This is a genomic window from Chitinophaga sp. Hz27, assembly GCF_042263525.1.
GTDB lineage: Bacteria > Bacteroidota > Bacteroidia > Chitinophagales > Chitinophagaceae > Chitinophaga.
The window spans coordinates 1-16,539 of record NZ_JBHKFJ010000003.1; the positions used below are offsets into that span (position 1 = coordinate 1).

At 41.4% G+C, this 16,539-nt stretch carries 18 protein-coding genes and 1 tRNA gene; 7 read left to right on the plus strand and 12 right to left on the minus strand.

The window, feature by feature from the left end:
* The first annotated feature begins 338 nt into the window (after positions 1-338).
* Positions 339-1,277, plus strand: coding sequence for a pentapeptide repeat-containing protein (locus ACE38W_RS06825; RefSeq protein ID WP_375829660.1), 939 nt, complete (start codon positions 339-341; stop codon positions 1,275-1,277).
* A gap of 21 nt (positions 1,278-1,298) precedes the next feature.
* On the opposite strand, the gene ACE38W_RS06830 is transcribed toward ACE38W_RS06825, so the two are convergent.
* The 3 genes from ACE38W_RS06830 to ACE38W_RS06840 all read right to left on the minus strand — a co-directional run bounded on the left by ACE38W_RS06830 (position 1,299) and on the right by ACE38W_RS06840 (position 3,997).
* The gene (locus tag ACE38W_RS06830; protein WP_375829661.1) at positions 1,299-1,904 is read right to left on the minus strand and encodes a DUF6624 domain-containing protein; all 606 of its coding nucleotides are present in this window, start codon (positions 1,902-1,904) and stop codon (positions 1,299-1,301) included.
* A 189-nt stretch (positions 1,905-2,093) separates the two neighbouring features.
* Positions 2,094-3,200, minus strand: coding sequence for a DUF2911 domain-containing protein (locus ACE38W_RS06835; RefSeq protein WP_375829662.1), 1,107 nt, complete (start codon positions 3,198-3,200; stop codon positions 2,094-2,096).
* A 203-nt stretch (positions 3,201-3,403) separates the two neighbouring features.
* On the minus strand, positions 3,404-3,997 hold the full coding sequence (locus tag ACE38W_RS06840) for a hypothetical protein (protein WP_375829663.1): 594 nt from the start codon (positions 3,995-3,997) through the stop codon (positions 3,404-3,406).
* 134 nt (positions 3,998-4,131) lie between these two features.
* On the opposite strand from ACE38W_RS06840, the gene ACE38W_RS06845 reads away from it, so the two are divergent.
* Positions 4,132-5,202 (plus strand): serine hydrolase domain-containing protein, encoded by a 1,071-nt coding sequence (locus ACE38W_RS06845; RefSeq protein ID WP_375829664.1) that lies wholly within the window; start codon positions 4,132-4,134, stop codon positions 5,200-5,202.
* A gap of 33 nt (positions 5,203-5,235) precedes the next feature.
* A complete protein-coding gene (locus ACE38W_RS06850; protein WP_375829665.1) occupies positions 5,236-6,099 on the plus strand; it encodes an archaemetzincin in 864 nt (287 codons plus the stop codon).
* Here the strand turns inward: ACE38W_RS06850 and ACE38W_RS06855 are convergent, their stop codons facing one another.
* Positions 6,100-6,483, minus strand: coding sequence for a DoxX family protein (locus tag ACE38W_RS06855; RefSeq protein WP_375829666.1), 384 nt, complete (start codon positions 6,481-6,483; stop codon positions 6,100-6,102).
* 173 nt (positions 6,484-6,656) lie between these two features.
* On the opposite strand from ACE38W_RS06855, the gene ACE38W_RS06860 reads away from it, so the two are divergent.
* Positions 6,657-7,565, plus strand: coding sequence for an NAD(P)/FAD-dependent oxidoreductase (locus tag ACE38W_RS06860; RefSeq protein ID WP_375829667.1), 909 nt, complete (start codon positions 6,657-6,659; stop codon positions 7,563-7,565).
* 142 nt (positions 7,566-7,707) lie between these two features.
* The gene (locus tag ACE38W_RS06865) at positions 7,708-8,880 is read left to right on the plus strand and encodes an aminotransferase class V-fold PLP-dependent enzyme (protein WP_375829668.1); all 1,173 of its coding nucleotides are present in this window, start codon (positions 7,708-7,710) and stop codon (positions 8,878-8,880) included.
* A 72-nt stretch (positions 8,881-8,952) separates the two neighbouring features.
* Here the strand turns inward: ACE38W_RS06865 and ACE38W_RS06870 are convergent, their stop codons facing one another.
* The 5 genes from ACE38W_RS06870 to ACE38W_RS06890 form a co-directional block, all read right to left on the minus strand.
* Positions 8,953-9,240 (minus strand): hypothetical protein, encoded by a 288-nt coding sequence (locus ACE38W_RS06870; RefSeq protein WP_375829669.1) that lies wholly within the window; start codon positions 9,238-9,240, stop codon positions 8,953-8,955.
* Positions 9,241-9,258: 18 nt separating this feature from the next.
* Positions 9,259-9,582: a hypothetical protein gene (locus tag ACE38W_RS06875; protein WP_375829670.1), complete on the minus strand. Its 324-nt coding sequence runs from the start codon at positions 9,580-9,582 to the stop codon at positions 9,259-9,261.
* A gap of 10 nt (positions 9,583-9,592) precedes the next feature.
* A complete protein-coding gene (locus tag ACE38W_RS06880) occupies positions 9,593-10,171 on the minus strand; it encodes a DUF6934 family protein (RefSeq protein WP_375829671.1) in 579 nt (192 codons plus the stop codon).
* 157 nt (positions 10,172-10,328) lie between these two features.
* Positions 10,329-10,877: a hypothetical protein gene (locus ACE38W_RS06885; protein ID WP_375829672.1), complete on the minus strand. Its 549-nt coding sequence runs from the start codon at positions 10,875-10,877 to the stop codon at positions 10,329-10,331.
* Between the two features lie 68 nt (positions 10,878-10,945).
* Complete coding sequence (locus ACE38W_RS06890; RefSeq protein ID WP_375829673.1) at positions 10,946-11,371, minus strand: SRPBCC family protein; 426 nt, start codon at positions 11,369-11,371, stop codon at positions 10,946-10,948.
* Between the two features lie 176 nt (positions 11,372-11,547).
* Between ACE38W_RS06890 and nfi the strand changes: the two genes are divergently transcribed.
* Positions 11,548-12,222 (plus strand): deoxyribonuclease V, encoded by a 675-nt coding sequence (gene nfi, locus ACE38W_RS06895; RefSeq protein ID WP_375829674.1) that lies wholly within the window; start codon positions 11,548-11,550, stop codon positions 12,220-12,222.
* Between the two features lie 35 nt (positions 12,223-12,257).
* Here nfi and ACE38W_RS06900 read toward each other — a convergent pair whose 3' ends face one another.
* The 3 genes from ACE38W_RS06900 to ACE38W_RS06910 all read right to left on the minus strand — a co-directional run bounded on the left by ACE38W_RS06900 (position 12,258) and on the right by ACE38W_RS06910 (position 16,086).
* Positions 12,258-13,691 carry a S41 family peptidase gene (locus tag ACE38W_RS06900; RefSeq protein ID WP_375829675.1) on the minus strand — a complete coding sequence of 478 codons (1,434 nt, stop codon included), beginning with the start codon at positions 13,689-13,691 and terminating at the stop codon, positions 12,258-12,260.
* Positions 13,692-13,755: 64 nt separating this feature from the next.
* The gene (locus ACE38W_RS06905; RefSeq protein ID WP_375829676.1) at positions 13,756-15,384 is read right to left on the minus strand and encodes a rhomboid family intramembrane serine protease; all 1,629 of its coding nucleotides are present in this window, start codon (positions 15,382-15,384) and stop codon (positions 13,756-13,758) included.
* Positions 15,385-15,438: 54 nt separating this feature from the next.
* The gene (locus ACE38W_RS06910; protein ID WP_375829677.1) at positions 15,439-16,086 is read right to left on the minus strand and encodes a rhomboid family intramembrane serine protease; all 648 of its coding nucleotides are present in this window, start codon (positions 16,084-16,086) and stop codon (positions 15,439-15,441) included.
* 147 nt (positions 16,087-16,233) lie between these two features.
* Between ACE38W_RS06910 and ACE38W_RS06915 the strand changes: the two genes are divergently transcribed.
* Positions 16,234-16,307: transfer RNA gene (locus tag ACE38W_RS06915), tRNA-Asp, on the plus strand.
* Positions 16,308-16,539 lie beyond the last annotated feature (232 nt).

The window sequence follows — 16,539 nt, forward strand, 5'->3', positions numbered from 1 at the left end:
AGACGGGTTCGAGTCCCCTCCGGTCCGCAAAAAAGCATCTCTGAATAGAGGTGCTTTTTTCGTTTATGGTGGTTACTGTGCCACGATCTCCTATTCGTAGCAATTAGATGCTTGCTCATAACCATATTGAGTCAACAAGATTCCCATCCGGCCTACTTTTTCACAACCGCCTTCTTTAAATCGTCCTATCTTCAATTCATTAGCTATCAATCATTACAACCATTAGTTGTAACATGACAATCATAAGTAGGGTCATTACCACCATTTGGAAGGATGCTTTTTATGATTCCGATACTAAACGCAATACCTTTGTAGGGTCACAAAAACAGATATTACTTATGGATACCAAGATTATTGGAGGTAAAATTGCTCAGGCAAGAAAAAAAGTAAATCTCTCACAAACACAACTCGCACAACTTTTATTTATAAGCCCACAAGCAGTGGGAAAATGGGAACGAGGCGAATCTACACCAGATATCATCACCTTTAATAAACTCGCTGAAATCCTCAGCGTGGACCTTAATTATTTCTCTGAAAACTTCCCTTCTTCCAATACTACCGCAGAAGTATCCAGCTTAAAAACTGGGAGCGATAACACCACAGCAACGCCTAGCCCCACACCTACCGCATCAGATAATCACCATCTACTGATGAACTTCAGCGGAAGCAATCTGGCCGACACTGACTTTACAGGCATTACCGCGCATAAACGAAAATTTAATGGCAGCGCATTACCAAATGCCAACTTTTCAGCCGCCGATCTAACAGGGAGTTCGTTTATAAGCAGCAATATGCACAACGCTAATTTTAATGAAACAAATCTTACAGACTGTATCCTGACAACCAGTGATCTTTCTGATGCAAGTTTTAATAAAACGATACTTGTTCGTACTGAATTTAATAAGTCTGCCTTGAATGGCGCTACATTTGCGAATGCTACCTTGCTAGATGTAAAGCTGAGTAAGACGGATCTCCGTAAGACTATTTTTACTAATTGTGTCTTTGATGGCGTGGATTTCGACTACTCTGATTTGAGTGGCGTATGTTTTAATGGTCAGACTTTTTCCAATGTAAAGTTTCACAATGGCGCACTGACCAAGACTACATTTATTGGGGCTACACTAAAAAACGTTTCCTTCCGTACAACCTTTGCGCTTACCAACAGGTATTATATCGCTATTAAAACAATTGATTTCTCAGGCGCCAGGATGGATAAGCTGACATATGCCGCACTCAAAGGAATAGGCGCCAATCTTTCAGCGGTAAGTATATTTTAATGTTACCATATTCCAGGTGTATTACATTGGATTATGCTTAAAAAATTCAGCTTCGTTTACGGCCGCCGTTTTTTTGTATTCATCCAAATTCCATTCAAGCCCAAATAAAGCCAGGTATTCCTGCAGCGATGGAAGTCCAACTGCGAGGCGCCTCGCATCTACATTATCCGGATCCTCGAGAGGGGACAGCCGATATTGGTTGGTTCTCATGTCCCACATTAGCTGGCTGCCATATCGCTGGCGTTGACCATGATGTAAAGCTACTCGATCTTCCAATAAGGCCAGGCTGCCAGCATTTGCATTGCCCTTTTTCACGGCGTCACGCATCATAGGTAAATACTTTTCCTGCGCTTCGCTGCGAGAATGCTGAATTACCATGAACAAGGTGACATTACCCTGATTCCCAATTTCTTTAGCGCCTAACCAGCCATAATGATCTAGTATCGCAGATACTTTTATCAGATTGATTGAATCTGCTGTATTCATTTTTCCAATCAAAGACTTCATCTCTGGAGAATTGCCACCATATTGGCTTTGTACAGACTGCAATGCACTTCTGTACCGCTGATCGTCTGTATCAACCTGCACCAATAAATTCATGATTGAATCCCTTTCCTGCTTTGACATCTCATGATGTTGACAAAATGCCGTTTTACTAACAAGAAGACAGAGAAAAGAAACTAAAACACACTTTAACATAGGTTTTTGTTTAAAATGATTTTGTGGGAATAAAGACAGCAATCACTAAGATGAATAAACGGGAAACCAGCACTGGCTCCCCGTTTATTAAAATAAATATTTTTGGGTAATGATTTATCACAAGTTGATATCCTTACCATCCTGTAATGTTTTAACCATATTCTCCAGCCGCGTTTTATTTGGCAGATCAGGTGCTTGTAAAAGTGATTTTTGTGCGTATACTAGCGCTTTCTTGTAATCGCCCAGTGCTGAGTATCCACGGGCCATACCCGCATTAGTAAGAAATTCATCAGGATGTTTGTCGTAATCCATTTTAAAGATCTCAAATGCTTCTTTTCCTTTTTTAAGGTGTGCAAGCGATCTGGCGTAATAATATAACTCATTAACATTACCAAAAGGCAAGGCTTTTTTCATGACGGCCATCGCTTCCTGGTTGCGGCCAAGACTATCCAGGATACCAGCTTTCGTGCTCCAGGCCTGAAAACTCTGTGAACCACCCGTACTAATACTAGTAGCTGTATCCGCCCATAGCAGTGCTTCCTGCAGGTTTGTATTATTTTGTTCACAGAAGCTGGCTGCAGTATTCCATGTTTGCCAGATGAAGCCACTGCTGCCGCGCAGTTCCTTGCGGAAGGATGCGATCTGTGTGTTTACCAGGTCAACATCTACTTTAAAAGAGAAAATCAGTTTTTCCCATTCCAATGCAATGGTAGCGCTGGAAGGTGTTTCATCTGTGAATTCATACTTAAGCCATTCAACACTCTTATCATTAGCTACTGGCTTTACTTTTACGCGCAGCGCATCTTCATTAGGATCGTAGTAAAAGCTACCCCATGATGATGCGTTTTTTGAAAAGATTAAAGTGCTTTCATCGGGATCATAAGCAACAAAGAAACCGTAAGTTCCTGCAGGCAATGATTGACCATTTACTTTTACATCGGTAGAGAAAGTAATAGTCGTGTTTTCGTTTGCGCCTGCACGCCACGGCGCCGCCTTCGAAGAACCAAAGCCAAGATTAGCAAAACCTTTATGAACTACCTCGCCCCAGATATGTCCTTCTCTGTGCTTAACGCCAGGGCGACTATAGTTGATTGATACCTGTGTGATTCCAATGCCCTCACTAACAGTAGCACGCTTGTTGTCGCCGCTAGGTAGATTTGTGAATTGGGCATAAGCAGTAATGTTGAATAAAAAGAGAGTACAAGCAATGATTGACTTTTTCATTACGTAATTTTTGGGTGGGGAATAATTATAACTGCCAGACCTTCGCTTTTGGGAACGCAAGCAGCAGTTATCTGTGACACAATATGAAGAAAAGTTAGCACTATTCCACCACACTACATGGTCATCTATTACTGTTTTTGACCGTTTATCAAAATAGCGGCTGCAATTGCAAAGCAGTACTCATTATAAGTGTTTAAACACATTCATTTCAATCCCAGGAAATTACCAGGCCTGTTTAATCCAGTTGGTATTAATCCCCGTTCTTCAGCTTCTGCCGCTGTTATAGGCGCCAATTCTATCAACTCAGGTATTTGAATGAGTCGTACTATTTCTGGATTTTTACCTGTATAAGTATCGTAAGCAATTACATTACCATTACGCTCAATGTCTTCACCATGATAATTGAAATAATTAACATGATGATTTTTAATGGCACAAATGTAAATATCATGTTTCTCCTGATAGATAAAGATCAAATGATCTTTATACCATTCAAGCAAAATACAGTAACAGCCAAAAAATGGATTATACGTCACTGCCTCCCAGCTAAACGAACTATCATTCTCATAAATCTTCACGAGAAAATTATCGTGTTTGCTTGATTGGAACCATGCCAGGCTACCATCTTTTATGGCGATATCTTCTTCAAAAATCCTACATTCATCTCCTTTCTCATCGGTCCATGTAATTATCTTCCAGGCTGATTCTTCAGGGCTATCAGACTTAATTATCGGATCATAATTCTCTTGTTGCAGCTTCTGTACTACCAAATTCAGCTTATCCATTATACTAATCATAAACATTTTTTTATAAGCTGTAAATCTTCGTCATCAGCTTATTTTCGTAACATAATTCCCATAGATCATCACAAATAGTCTCCTCCCCCACAACAATACAATAACTTTATCATTCATCGATCTTATGTTATATCATGATAATTTTTAAATACATTTTTCTTCTCCTACTTATCTTCTCTCTAAATAGTACCATCGCACAGGTACCAGTACAGCAGCTGGATAGTCTGGCTCACATAACATTTAATGATCCCAACGGGCCTGGAGGCATAATTATGGTGGCTAAACACGGGCAAATAGTTTACCATAAAGCTTTTGGAAAAGCTAACCTGGAACTTAACACAGACATGAATATCGACATGATTTTTCAGCTGGGAAGCATGACCAAACAATTCACAGCCATTGCCATCCTAATGTTGGAAGAGGCTGGAAAATTGTCTGTACAGGATCCTGTGTCCAAGTATATCCCAGATTATCCCAACGGTAGTAATATTACCTTGCATAACCTACTGACACATACTTCCGGCATCAAAGATTTCACTACCATGAAATCTCTATCCAGTATCTCATCCACAGAGATGACCCCAGAAATGATGGTAAACTTTTTCAAGCATGAGCCAGTCGATTTTCTACCAGGCGAAAAGTTTGCTTATAACAATTCAGGATATGTGTTACTAGGCTATATTATAGAATTGGTGTCTGGCGAAACTTACCAACACTATATTCAACAACATATTTTTCAAAAAGCGGGAATGTCGCATTCCCGCTATGCCAGCGATAGAGACGTCATTAAGAACCGTGCCTATGGATATTCTAAAAAAGAAATGGGTTATGTAAATAAAACCCGTATCAGCTTTACTATTCCGTATGCAGCCGGTGCATTGATGTCTACAACCAGTGATATGCTCAAATGGCAACAGGCTTTAAATAACAACCTACTACTTGGAAAATCCGCCACACAACAAGCTTTCAAGCAGTATAAATTATCAAATGGAGATGATACTAATTATGGCTATGGTTGGCATCTTCGTGCAATAAATCACCATGTAGACAGAGAACACGGTGGTAATATTTTTGGATTCAAAACAATGGGCATCTATTTTCCTGATAAAGACATCTATATTTTAGGGTTCAGCAATTGTGATTGCAATTCCCCCACCAAAATGATAACTGATATTGCAGGTATTGTGGTGGATAGTTTGAAATAATCAGTTAACTTACGTATAACCTATTCCGTTATAATGCGTAAGCTACTATCCCTACTACTAATATCGGCTATACTATATGCCTGCAGGCAGTCACCAGCCTATTTTTCCAGGATTGCTAAAAATGATATTCCGCTACAGGCGCCCCAACGGGGAGAATGGTTATACAAGCATAAAGAAAACGGTCAGTCACTAAAAGAATACAAGGCGGCACATCCTATCAAGGCAAGTTCGGAAAGATCAGTTATATATCTCTTGCCAGTTGGTACATTCACGCCACTGCAAAAAGAAATAATCGCCGCAACGCGGAGCTATAATGAAACATTTTTCCAACTTAAAACCGTTGTATTGCCAGCTATTAGTGATACTATGCCACCTATAGCACAGCGCCTATATGGTGAAGACAATCACCCTCAGCTATTGGCCTCCTATATTTTGGACAGTGTAATAAAAACGAAAAAGCCCAAAGACGCTATCGTGCTGCTGGCTATCAGTGCAAAAGACCTCTATCCTCAAAGCAGCTGGAATTACGTATTTGGGCTTGCATCTTATAGCGAGCAAGTAGGTATTTCTTCAATATACAGATTACAAAATCAACAACTCGACTCATCAAATTATACTGTCTGCTTACGCAGATTGCTTATCATCAGTACCCATGAAATTGGTCATATGTTTTCGATGCATCATTGTATCCATGCGAAATGCACGATGAATGGTACCAACGGACTCGAAGAAACAGATAGAACTCCCGCCCGGCTCTGTGCTGTTTGCCAGCAGAAACTTGCCATGGCAGTGGTTTATAGCAATGAGCAAAGATTACAACAGTTGATTACTTTCTTTCGACGTCATCAATTAACTTCAGACGAAGCTTTACTGAAAGCAGATGCTATGCTTCAATAGTTATTTTGCAGTGCTGTATTTACCATTGTTTAGTGCATAGAACAGTGTTACCAGCACCATCGTCAATGGATAAGATGTTTCTGCGAATGGCGCTCCACTAGATATTTTGAAGATGGTAGCTACTACCATTGTCAGTAACAATGCGATCGCTAAAGGTCTTACAAAGAATCCGCTGATCAGTGCGAGTCCGCCGATTAATTCAGCTAATGATGCTGCTAGTCCCCATGCTTCAGGCCAGAAGTTGATACCAACTGTTTTCAGTGTGCCGCCGAGGAATCCCCATAAGGCAGGGCCACCCATTATTTTCATGATACCAAAAGTCAGGAACAGCAAACCAATGCCTATACGGAGAATTAAAAATGCCAGTTTGTTTGTGTTTTGCATAGTATTTTATTTTTCTAAATAGACCACAAAATTAGTGGGGAGCCGTTGTTTTGCCGATGGACTAAAATCATAATAACATGGACATTTTTTCATATCCGATTTAATAAATTATTTGCAACATAGTTGCATTTATATATTTTTGCATAAATTTGTCGCCAGGAAAAACGGGAAATATGCAATCAGGAGACTATTATGATGTGATTATCATTGGCGGCAGCTATGCTGGCCTGTCAGCGGGCATGTCGCTTGGCCGCTCATTACGTAAGGTAATGATTATAGATGCTGGAGAGCCATGCAACAGGCAAACGCCACATTCACATAACTTCATCACGCATGATGGAGATAAGCCAGCAGCTATAGCAGCGGCCGCCAGGGAGCAAGTATTAAAATATCCTACGGTAAACTATCTGCAAGGATTGGTAACGGCCGTTCAGCAACAGGCGGATGGCTTCGGGGTGAGTACCGCTGCCGGCGAGTCGTACCTCGCCAGCAAAATAGTATTTGCAACAGGCCTGAAAGACCATATGCCAGCCATTCCAGGCTTTGCAGAGTGCTGGGGTATCTCCATTATACATTGTCCATTCTGCCATGGATATGAGGTCAGCCATCAACGTACGGGCATAATGGCCAATGGTAATATGGGTTATGAATTTGTGAAACTCATCTTCAACTGGACAAAAGACCTTACTATTTTCACCAATGGCACACCTGATTTCACAGAGCAGCAATTAGCTAAATTCCATCATCATAAAATCAACATTGTTGATAAACCTATTGCTGCATTCAATCACGGGAACGGCTATATTAATACGATTGGGTTTAATGATAGCAGTGAGTATGCAGTAACCGCTATATATGCAAGACCTGCATTCACACAGGGATCCAAGCTGATCAGTGAATTGGGTTGTGAATTGACAGAATCAGGTCTGGTAAAAACAGATGTTTTCCAACGGACGACAGTGCCCGGCATCTATGCCTGCGGCGATAACATCACCATGGGTAGATCTGTTGCTCAGGCGGTAGCCTCCGGCACGCAAACAGGCGCATTCGTAAATAAAGACCTTATAGATTTATATTTCTAGCAAAATGGCTCCTGGCATATACCAGGAGCCATTTTGTATTATTTTTTTTGTTCAGGTAGATGTAGACCTTTAATTTTTGCTGGTAAGCGGTGGGTTTTGTTTAAATTTAGAGGACGGAAACAATTCAAAAAATTAAGCTACTATGGACTTGAATACCCTTCGCAGAGACACCCCAGGTTGCGACCATGTTATTCACCTCAATAACGCCGGCGCAGCCTTGATTCCGCTTCCTGTGCTAACAGCCATGCAAGAATACATAAAAGAGGAAGCCGAGTTCGGTGGATATGAAACAGCTGAGAAATATGCTGTAGCACTTGATTCCTTTTATGATTTAGCAGCGCAGTTACTGCAAACACATTCGCGCAATATTGCATTTACTACCAATTCAACTGATAGTTATAACAAGGCTTTGTCTGCCGTACCTTTTAAGGAAGGCGATGTTGTATTGTTAACTGAAAATGATTATCCAGCTAATTTCATTTCGCTGATTAATCTGGAGAAGCGCTATGGTATTAAGTTAGTATTGGTAAAAAATGTAGCTGACGGAGAGATCGACCTGGAAGATTTGGAAGACAAGATTCGTACTTACCATCCTAAGTTAGTATCTATCACACATATTCCTACCAGCTCAGGATTAGTTCAACCTGCGGAAGCAATTGGTGAAATTACGAGTAGGTATGATACATTATACTTGTTGGATGCTTGTCAGTCGCTGGGTCAGTTGCCCGTTACTGCGGCGGCTACCAAGGCGGATTTCATCAGTGGCACGACCAGAAAATTCCTGCGAGGCCCAAGAGGTGCTGGTTTGTTATATGTTTCTGACAGAGCCCTGGATATGGGCTTAGAGCCACTATTACCAGATGGTGCTGGTAATGTATGGACAGGTCCTTTTACCTATACTCCAGGCACCGATGCTAAGCGTTTTGAGTTATGGGAGAAATCGCGGGCCATACAGATGGGTAGTATAGCTGCATTGAAATATTTACTTGACATTGGCATTGAGAATGTGTCTACGCGTAACCAGATGTTGGCGACGGAGTTGCGGCTTGCTTTGCAGGAGGTTCCTGGTGTGAAGCTTCAGGATAGGGGCAAACAATTGTCATCTATCATTACGTTTACAGTAGCGGGTAAGCAGGAAGCAGGTGCTAAGCAGTTTTTCAGAGAACGAGGCATAAATATCTTTACTTCTTTAAAATCTTCTGCTGTTATTGATTTCCAGGAGAAGGGCATTGATTGGGTAATGCGAGTTTCACCTCATTACTATAATGATGGGGAAGAGTTGACAAGGTTTCTGGAGGTATTGCGGGAGTGGTAGTAGTTATTATATAGCAGCAATATTGCGAATGCATTAATGAAAGCCGTCGCCATACTGCTGCTATTAATCTTTTCAGGTGTCAATCCTCTTCGCTGACTCCTTTTCTCTTTTCATTTCGGCGCGTTCCAGGTCTCTTTGTTTTTGCCATGCGCCACGTTGTGCGGCACACCAGCCACTAAATGCAAAATCGTCGGCGTTCTCCTCAACTGACAAATATTCTTGTAATTCAAGGAGGCCAGTCGACCACTGTACCGAAATCTCTAGGGGCTCTTCAAATGTCACTGTTTTCCGATTTCTTTTCTCCATTTCGTATTTCTTGTTTACTCTTGCCACTATATCCGGCGTAATATGTATATTCATAAGATAAAATTTCAATTCTTAATTTGTATAAGTTTCGTTTAACGTACATGGAGCTGCTTGCGAATCCTTGTTTTCCATTGCTAATTTTTCTTTGTAGGCTGCACGTTCATTATCCTGCTGCTTCTGCCATTCCCCACGTTGTTCGGCACACCAGCCACTAAATGCAGAATCGTCTGCATTCTTTTCGTTTGATAGATATTTACGCAATTCAAGAAGGTCTTCAGAAAGTACTACAGTGTCGTTATAAGGCTCATCAACTATCACATTTTTCAGATGCTCCATATAACTCTTTATTCTATTTTCGACTCTCTTTACCATTTCAGGAGTAACTTCTCGTCCCATATGTTTGAATTTATAAGCTATTTGTTTTGATAAGCATATTAGCAATGTCTTCATTGAGCTTTAATGCATAATACATATACAAATAGTATTTAGTCCTTTCATAGTCAAATTTTTGGAACATAGGTTTAGGCAATAGTGCGCCATTCACATCTCTTTCATAGGTTTTATCTCTTTTTCTCCGGACATAATAATCAATACCTATTGGTTTAAAAAACAACTCTAAATAGCTCCGATTATTCTTTAGTATTTGATGATATAAGATCGTCCTAAGTTCTGTAGAGCCATCTACTATTAAATAGTATTCTGGATTTTCTCTTAAAAAGCTCCATGCTTCAAACAATACAGTCGATAAGACCTTACCTACATGTAGGTATTTAATTCTAATAAGCGTATCAACTTCACCAGTACTTTTCAAGGGACCAAATGAAAGTATATTGCATCCTTTAAATGCTGGATTATTCATTGGATCTATCTTAATCAACAACTGAACAAGTTTATTTTCACTTGTTGATGCATGAAAATAAATCCTACGCACGTCTATCGAAGACCTCATACAACTATAAACATTTTCAAAATCTATGGTTAACATATACAATGGTTTTGGGCACAAACATTTCTATACAGCAAATGTATATCGCGAGGTTATACACACAAAAAAAATGAACGGTTATTTTCCGTTCATTTTCATTCAGGGATTATGAGTAATTCTTGTTGAGTGAACAAGTAAAAAATTGAGCGAAATATTATTAATTATGATGGATCTCCCACCATGACAAAACCCGCTCCATTCGCTCTTCTACGCTAATATCACCGAAAACTTCCAACACCGGAGACGTCTGCTCAGATAACCAATTTTTATGTACATCAAAAGTTCTGTTGGCAATGCCTGTTTGCTCATCATAATCTGCAGCCCATTGCATAAACGCTGCATGCGATTTACGTAATACCGGATCTGTTTCAAGCGCAGTACCATAACGTTGCAACTCCCTTTCATGCAGGCGCTTCATACGCAGCTCAGCAGGTATCCATAAAAATACGACCAAATCAAAAACAGGAAATACATCCGCACCCCAATTGACAGCAGATCCACCAAACACCCAGCTGTCCTGCCTATCCAACTCTCTACGTAACATTTCATTACGCTCGGCAGCATCACGGCGTTGCGAAAACGGTGGCACCGTAGGTAACCAAAAATAATTATCACTGTCGAAATAAGGAATATCCAGGTAATGAGCCAAAGCATTGCCCAAGGTGGTTACGCCAACACCAGACGCGCCGAGTATATGTATTTTCATCTTACCTAAAAATAAAGAATATATGACCCCGGCCATATTTTTTTTAATAATTTGTCTATACGATACCGTTAGTGTGACTCCACATACTTTTTAAAATTATTGAGGATAGACTGCCACCCTGCCTGCTGCATCTCAAGAGTGTTCTGGGTTTCCGCTTCAAAATCTTCTGTAATGCGTACACCACCTTCTACTGGCTCAAACATTACTTTCACTTTTCTGCCGTCACCCAGTTTGTATTCAATGATCTTATGATCATCTACCAGTGTATATTCGCCCCCAAAATCAAATCCAAAGCTGCCATCCTTGGCATCCATACGATATACAAATTTGCCTCCGGTACGCAAATCGTTTTCTGCGCGAGGTGTATGCCAGTCGTCAGAAGCAGTGTTCCACTGGATAATATCATTCGGATCAGACCACATCTTCCAAATCTTCTCTATTGGCGCATTTACAATAGTTTCAATACTAAGTACAATTGCCGGTGTATTACTCATAACTAATAAATTTAATGGCTGAATAAATTGCTATGTTGCTAATACAAACTTATGTGCTGATGGAAAAATATCAAATGGCTGTAAACGACAAACTTTGGGTACTATACGTCAACAAAGATATTCAATATGTACCAGTTATAATGATTTTTACGACCTTAGTGGTATAACCTATGATTATGATTAGCGAAGCCGCTGCCATTGCCGAACAGGAGCAACTACGAAAAACGATAACAGCTGTTGATCATCTCCCTAATCCTGTTAAATTTATAGCAGGAACAGACGTGGAATATGATAAAGAAACCGACCTGATCGCCGGCAGCATCGTCGTATTAAATTTTGACACGCTGGAAATTGTGGAAATCGCTACGCACTGCATGCAGGTTACTTTTCCATATATACCAGGACTATTCTCCTTCCGTGAACTACCGCCATTGCTGGTAGCATATGAACAGCTGCAACAAAAGCCTGACCTGATCATCTGCGATGGACAGGGCATTGCCCATCCACGAAGATTCGGGATGGCCTCTCACCTCGGCGTTACCATTCAGAAACCTACCATTGGATGCGGCAAAACCCGCCTGTATGGCCACTTCGAAGAACCTGCTTCGGATCGTGGCTCCATCAGTCCCTTGCTGGCAGAAGATAACCAGGAAGTAATTGGTAATGTGTTACGTACCCAAACAGGAATAAGACCGGTATATGTTTCCGTCGGGCATATGATTTCCTTATCTACTGCCACCGATATTGTACTCAAAACAGCAACTACTTTCCGGCTTCCGGAAACCACGCGCATCGCCGATAATTATGGCCGCCTGGCATTGGAGGCATATAAAAAATCCCGGTCGCTATAATAGCAACCGGGATCAATTTCGTATATGCGTAATGTTTACTTACTGTTCCCTTCGAGATAAACCTGTGCTGCTGCAATCCAGTCCTCATCAGCCTTTAACTGAATTTGTGGTTTAATGCCCACATTATCGATACCCTGGCCCATATCTACGCGACGGCTACGAGAAGATGGATACCCCAGAGTATAGTGCAGTGATTTGAAATCAATATCCAGCATATTGGCATAGTCAAGAATACCAGCGCTATGTGTCCCCATTAACGTTGTCTTCTTGCTCTGTGCTGCTTCCATGATAAACTGTTCTGCAGTGCTGGCATTTTCTCCATCCATTAATACTACCACTTTTTTAGGAGCAGCATGATTTACAGTCAGTTTCTTATATTGATCAGGAATAACGCGAATCATCTTACCAGGATGCAGCGCCATAGAGTCTACAAATGTGCTAATCATTTTTTTGCTGCTTTCTGGCATATCAGGCATGTTAGCGACTTTTTTCCAGGCGATAATATTATCTTTTGTAGAATAGAAATCTACACCTACCACCTTAACTGAATCCGTATAGAGATAAGGAGAGATAAAGCTATAGGAATAATCCGATCCACCGCCATTTCCACGGATATCCACAATCAGGTAAGGAGATGCTTCGATTGCCTCTTTGTTAGCTTTAACTACAGAGTCAATCACCTTTGCCTGATCAGTATTGAAAGAAGCTACGCGCAGGTAAAAGGTTTTAGGAGTAAGTTGTTTACCAGAGGTCCATGGTAATCTGGTCTTTTTCTCAGTGCCGGTAGCCATCTGTGTGCTATCCGGCGCTCTGCCTTCTCTCAGCCATGGCCCGAAATAACTTCCGTTGGAGTTATACGCAACCGGTGTTACCATACCATCTTCGGTATATTCAAAACCGGTAAATTTAAAATGAATGGAGTCGTAGTTCAGCTCCATCAGGATATCACCTGGGCGCCAGCTATTGCTGGGAGAGATCATAATCTGGGCGATATAATTTCTGAATGGATTGACATCTTTTGCGACAGCGATACGGAAAGTTCTGTCTTTATTCCAGTAAATTCCTTCAGGGCCGGTGGACATTTTCAGGTCAGAAACTCGTCCTGGCTTCAGTTTTACCGGTGTGGCCTCTGCGCGGATCTGGCGCACATATTCACCCCAAGGTTTCTGAACACTATCCTGTTTACGGTATAATACCAGATGACCATCTTGAAAATAGTCCAGGTACTTCTGTACCAGGAACAGGCAATAGGCAGGCTGCGTAGCTTTAGGCGCCAGTTTCAGGACGCTATTGCTTATGCTGTCATATCTGAGGCGACCTTTCTGTTTTATTTTATCATTGAACCCGGCATAGTTTGTTTCCACCTTCTGCTTAATATATTTGAATTCCGCGGCACAATCACAACTGGATTGAGCATAGGCTGCGGAAGTTGCCAGCAGAGAGGCAAACAAAAGCATTTTTATTTTCATACAGGCATAGAGTTTTTAAGTAGACAATAGGTTTTTCTTGGATATAATTGTTGTTATGATAAAATTAGTTTTCGTCAGATGTCCCTGTCATACGTCCCTGGCGTAGGTCTTCGAGCTTTCGTTTCATGCCGGGGGCCAGGAAGTAGCCGATAATCAATCCGCTGACAAGCCCGCCTATATGTGCGGCATTATCAATTCCTTCGTTGAGTCCGAGCATCAGATTGAACCCAATCCAGAACAGCATATTCATGAGCAGACCTTTAGAGAATTCATTTTTCCTGTCACTGATCAGGAAAGCGAGTATGACACCAAACAAGCCAAAGATAGCGCCGGAAGCACCTACGCTGACAGTTTCCGGGTGCCAAGCGATGCTGGCCAGACTGGCGACAATTCCGGTGATCATGTATACGATCAGGAGTTTTTTACTGTCGAGCAGCCGTTCCAGGAAACTACCGGCAAATAAGAGTCCGTACATATTCATGGCCACGTGCATCAGGCCACCATGGAGGAACATACTGGTTACTAATCTCCACCACTGGCCATTGATGGTATAGGGTCTGAAGTCGGCACCCCATTTCAACAAATCATCGGAACGGAAGGCCAGAACGCCCAAACCAGAGAATGCCATTATCAGATAAACAGCTACGTTGATATAGATTAACATAGGCGTCACCACATAGCCCTTTCTTATTTTCAGCACGCTGTAATTAGGTTTTCGCGGGCGGGCAGGCGCCTGATATTGTTGCTGCCCCTGGTATTCATGATGTTCATGTCTTTCTTTGATGGTGTGCATATCTGTATCTAATTCATCTGCCGGCACTTCACGTAATGGGGCGTATACAACGATACAAGCCCATATACCAAAGAAGAGCAGGAAGGAGAGTGGCATCCATATAGGAGAACTGTTACGTTCTTGAAAAGTGCCGAATTTAGGCATCAGCACAGGTGCATTGGAGGCGGAAATTGATTTACTTTCTTTTATTGCTTTTTGAAAGGCAGTACCAGCCTCACTTACAGGAACACGTTCCAGGTAAGTAAAAGTCTTCATGGAATCTTTATCAAACTTCAGCTCTGTTTCATTTGCAAAAGTTTTGAAGGCAGCTTCCTTTTCATCACCACTGAGATTATTACTTAAGGTTTTAAAGTAGTGAATAGTGTACCAGGCCTGGCATTGGTGGCTGGCGGTATCGGCAGCCTTATCAAGAATTGGCAGCACCACGTAGATGTGCATATTAAAATTCTCGTTATTGCGGCCAGAGATATCAGCGTCATTAACAACGCCGATATTTGTTTTATCGATATAAAAATCTTTAAGACTGTAATATTTAGTTTTAGGGGCATTGCTGATGTCAGCTATTTTCTGGAGGGGAGTTAGCGTGCCGGCGGCAGATACCAGGTAATGTTGTACTACAATGGTAGGAATGGCCATGGATAATGCCAGGAAAAGCTGTAATACGAATTCCCGGGTACCGTTGGCGGCAACCATCTTAATTTTATGTCTGTACCATACCAATACGGGTACCCAAGATAGCAGGAATGGCAACCAGAATAGCAGTAATTCCTCATCTAATGGAAATAATTCCAACTTGATGAACAGTAACCAATGGAGCAGGGTATATAGTCCAATAAAGCTGATAACAGTCAGCAATGAAGGAATGATAATCTGTCGGAATTTCGCTTGTAGTTGGGACATAAATCAGATCCGGATTAATTTTTCTCAGGTACAAATTAATGATATTCCTGTCAACTAGAGCTTCTGAGAATGTTCTTCCAGGGCTTTTCTTTCGGCGGTGGTGAGGCTGTTAATGCCTTTTTTCTGAATTTTTTCCAGGATATCGTCTATGATTTGTGCTCTGTCGGCGCGTTCCAGGTTATAACGGTCATCGATATCTCCTTTGTATTGCCCATATTTAGGCCATACCAGCGGCAGAATATATATAAGCAGGAATATCAAGGCATAAAGCCAGGCGGCCATGTTAAACAGTCCGAAAATGCTAAGCGGCAGGTCTCCTACCCTGGCGATGGTGGCGAGCATCATGCCAGCGGTGGCCCATTGGGCGCCACAGATGGGAAGTCCGTTCTGTTTACGGTAGGCAAACAGCTGGATAATATTTCCTAATAGCAGGGAAATAAAATAAGTCAACACGAAAGGTACTATCGGTAATGCATAAACGGTCTGGGAGGTAAAAAAGTAAATGGTGAACATATTCAGTAGCAGTGTAGACCAGCTACGATGAATAAAGCCCGCTGTAAGGAAGCGGTAGTATTGTCTGGAGATAAAAATTTTATCTGCCTTTAAAATATATTGTTCGTTGAACTTTTTATTTCTAAACGCCATCCACGACACAATAATGTTTGCCAAAACGAGTCCCAGGCTGATTATACCGGTATTCATAGGTCAGGATTTTTACAATTTGACACAATGTAAAAATGCGAATATTTTTAAATTATAAAAATATTTTTGGTTGTTTGAAACATTTGTCGCTATATTTGCGACCCCAAACGGGGAATAAAGAACGGCTCAAAAGGCCGTCTGTATTGAGGATCGGTAGTTCAGTTGGTTAGAATGCCGCCCTGTCACGGCGGAGGTCGCGGGTTCGAGTCCCGTCCGGTCCGCAAAAAGCCACTTCTTAACGGAAGTGGATTTTGCGTTTTTAGTAATTACTTAATTTATAACCAAGTCACGGTCTCTACAGAGTAGAGACGGGTCGAAGTACCTCAACTCCGCAAATGCCACTTCTTAACCGAAATGGATTTTGCGTTTTTAGTAATTACTTAATTTATAACCAAGTCACGGTCTCTACAGAGTAGAGACGGGTCGAAGTACCTCAACTCCGCAAATGCCACT

What these genes read in the sequence shown, in the direction of transcription:
- ACE38W_RS06860 (WP_375829667.1), top strand. Translation starts at nt 6,657, where the DNA reads ATGCAATCAGGAGACTATTATGATGTGATTATCATTGGCGGCAGCTAT.
- ACE38W_RS06835 (WP_375829662.1), bottom strand. Translation starts at nt 3,200, where the DNA reads ATGAAAAAGTCAATCATTGCTTGTACTCTCTTTTTATTCAACATTACT.
- nfi (WP_375829674.1), top strand. Translation starts at nt 11,548, where the DNA reads ATGATTAGCGAAGCCGCTGCCATTGCCGAACAGGAGCAACTACGAAAA.
- ACE38W_RS06855 (WP_375829666.1), bottom strand. Translation starts at nt 6,483, where the DNA reads ATGCAAAACACAAACAAACTGGCATTTTTAATTCTCCGTATAGGCATT.
- ACE38W_RS06830 (WP_375829661.1), bottom strand. Translation starts at nt 1,904, where the DNA reads ATGTCAAAGCAGGAAAGGGATTCAATCATGAATTTATTGGTGCAGGTT.
- ACE38W_RS06870 (WP_375829669.1), bottom strand. Translation starts at nt 9,240, where the DNA reads ATGAATATACATATTACGCCGGATATAGTGGCAAGAGTAAACAAGAAA.
- ACE38W_RS06885 (WP_375829672.1), bottom strand. Translation starts at nt 10,877, where the DNA reads ATGAAAATACATATACTCGGCGCGTCTGGTGTTGGCGTAACCACCTTG.
- ACE38W_RS06900 (WP_375829675.1), bottom strand. Translation starts at nt 13,691, where the DNA reads ATGAAAATAAAAATGCTTTTGTTTGCCTCTCTGCTGGCAACTTCCGCA.
- ACE38W_RS06905 (WP_375829676.1), bottom strand. Translation starts at nt 15,384, where the DNA reads ATGTCCCAACTACAAGCGAAATTCCGACAGATTATCATTCCTTCATTG.
- ACE38W_RS06850 (WP_375829665.1), top strand. Translation starts at nt 5,236, where the DNA reads ATGCGTAAGCTACTATCCCTACTACTAATATCGGCTATACTATATGCC.
- ACE38W_RS06840 (WP_375829663.1), bottom strand. Translation starts at nt 3,997, where the DNA reads ATGATTAGTATAATGGATAAGCTGAATTTGGTAGTACAGAAGCTGCAA.
- ACE38W_RS06910 (WP_375829677.1), bottom strand. Translation starts at nt 16,086, where the DNA reads ATGAATACCGGTATAATCAGCCTGGGACTCGTTTTGGCAAACATTATT.
- ACE38W_RS06875 (WP_375829670.1), bottom strand. Translation starts at nt 9,582, where the DNA reads ATGGGACGAGAAGTTACTCCTGAAATGGTAAAGAGAGTCGAAAATAGA.
- ACE38W_RS06845 (WP_375829664.1), top strand. Translation starts at nt 4,132, where the DNA reads ATGATAATTTTTAAATACATTTTTCTTCTCCTACTTATCTTCTCTCTA.
- ACE38W_RS06865 (WP_375829668.1), top strand. Translation starts at nt 7,708, where the DNA reads ATGGACTTGAATACCCTTCGCAGAGACACCCCAGGTTGCGACCATGTT.
- ACE38W_RS06890 (WP_375829673.1), bottom strand. Translation starts at nt 11,371, where the DNA reads ATGAGTAATACACCGGCAATTGTACTTAGTATTGAAACTATTGTAAAT.
- ACE38W_RS06880 (WP_375829671.1), bottom strand. Translation starts at nt 10,171, where the DNA reads ATGTTAACCATAGATTTTGAAAATGTTTATAGTTGTATGAGGTCTTCG.
- ACE38W_RS06825 (WP_375829660.1), top strand. Translation starts at nt 339, where the DNA reads ATGGATACCAAGATTATTGGAGGTAAAATTGCTCAGGCAAGAAAAAAA.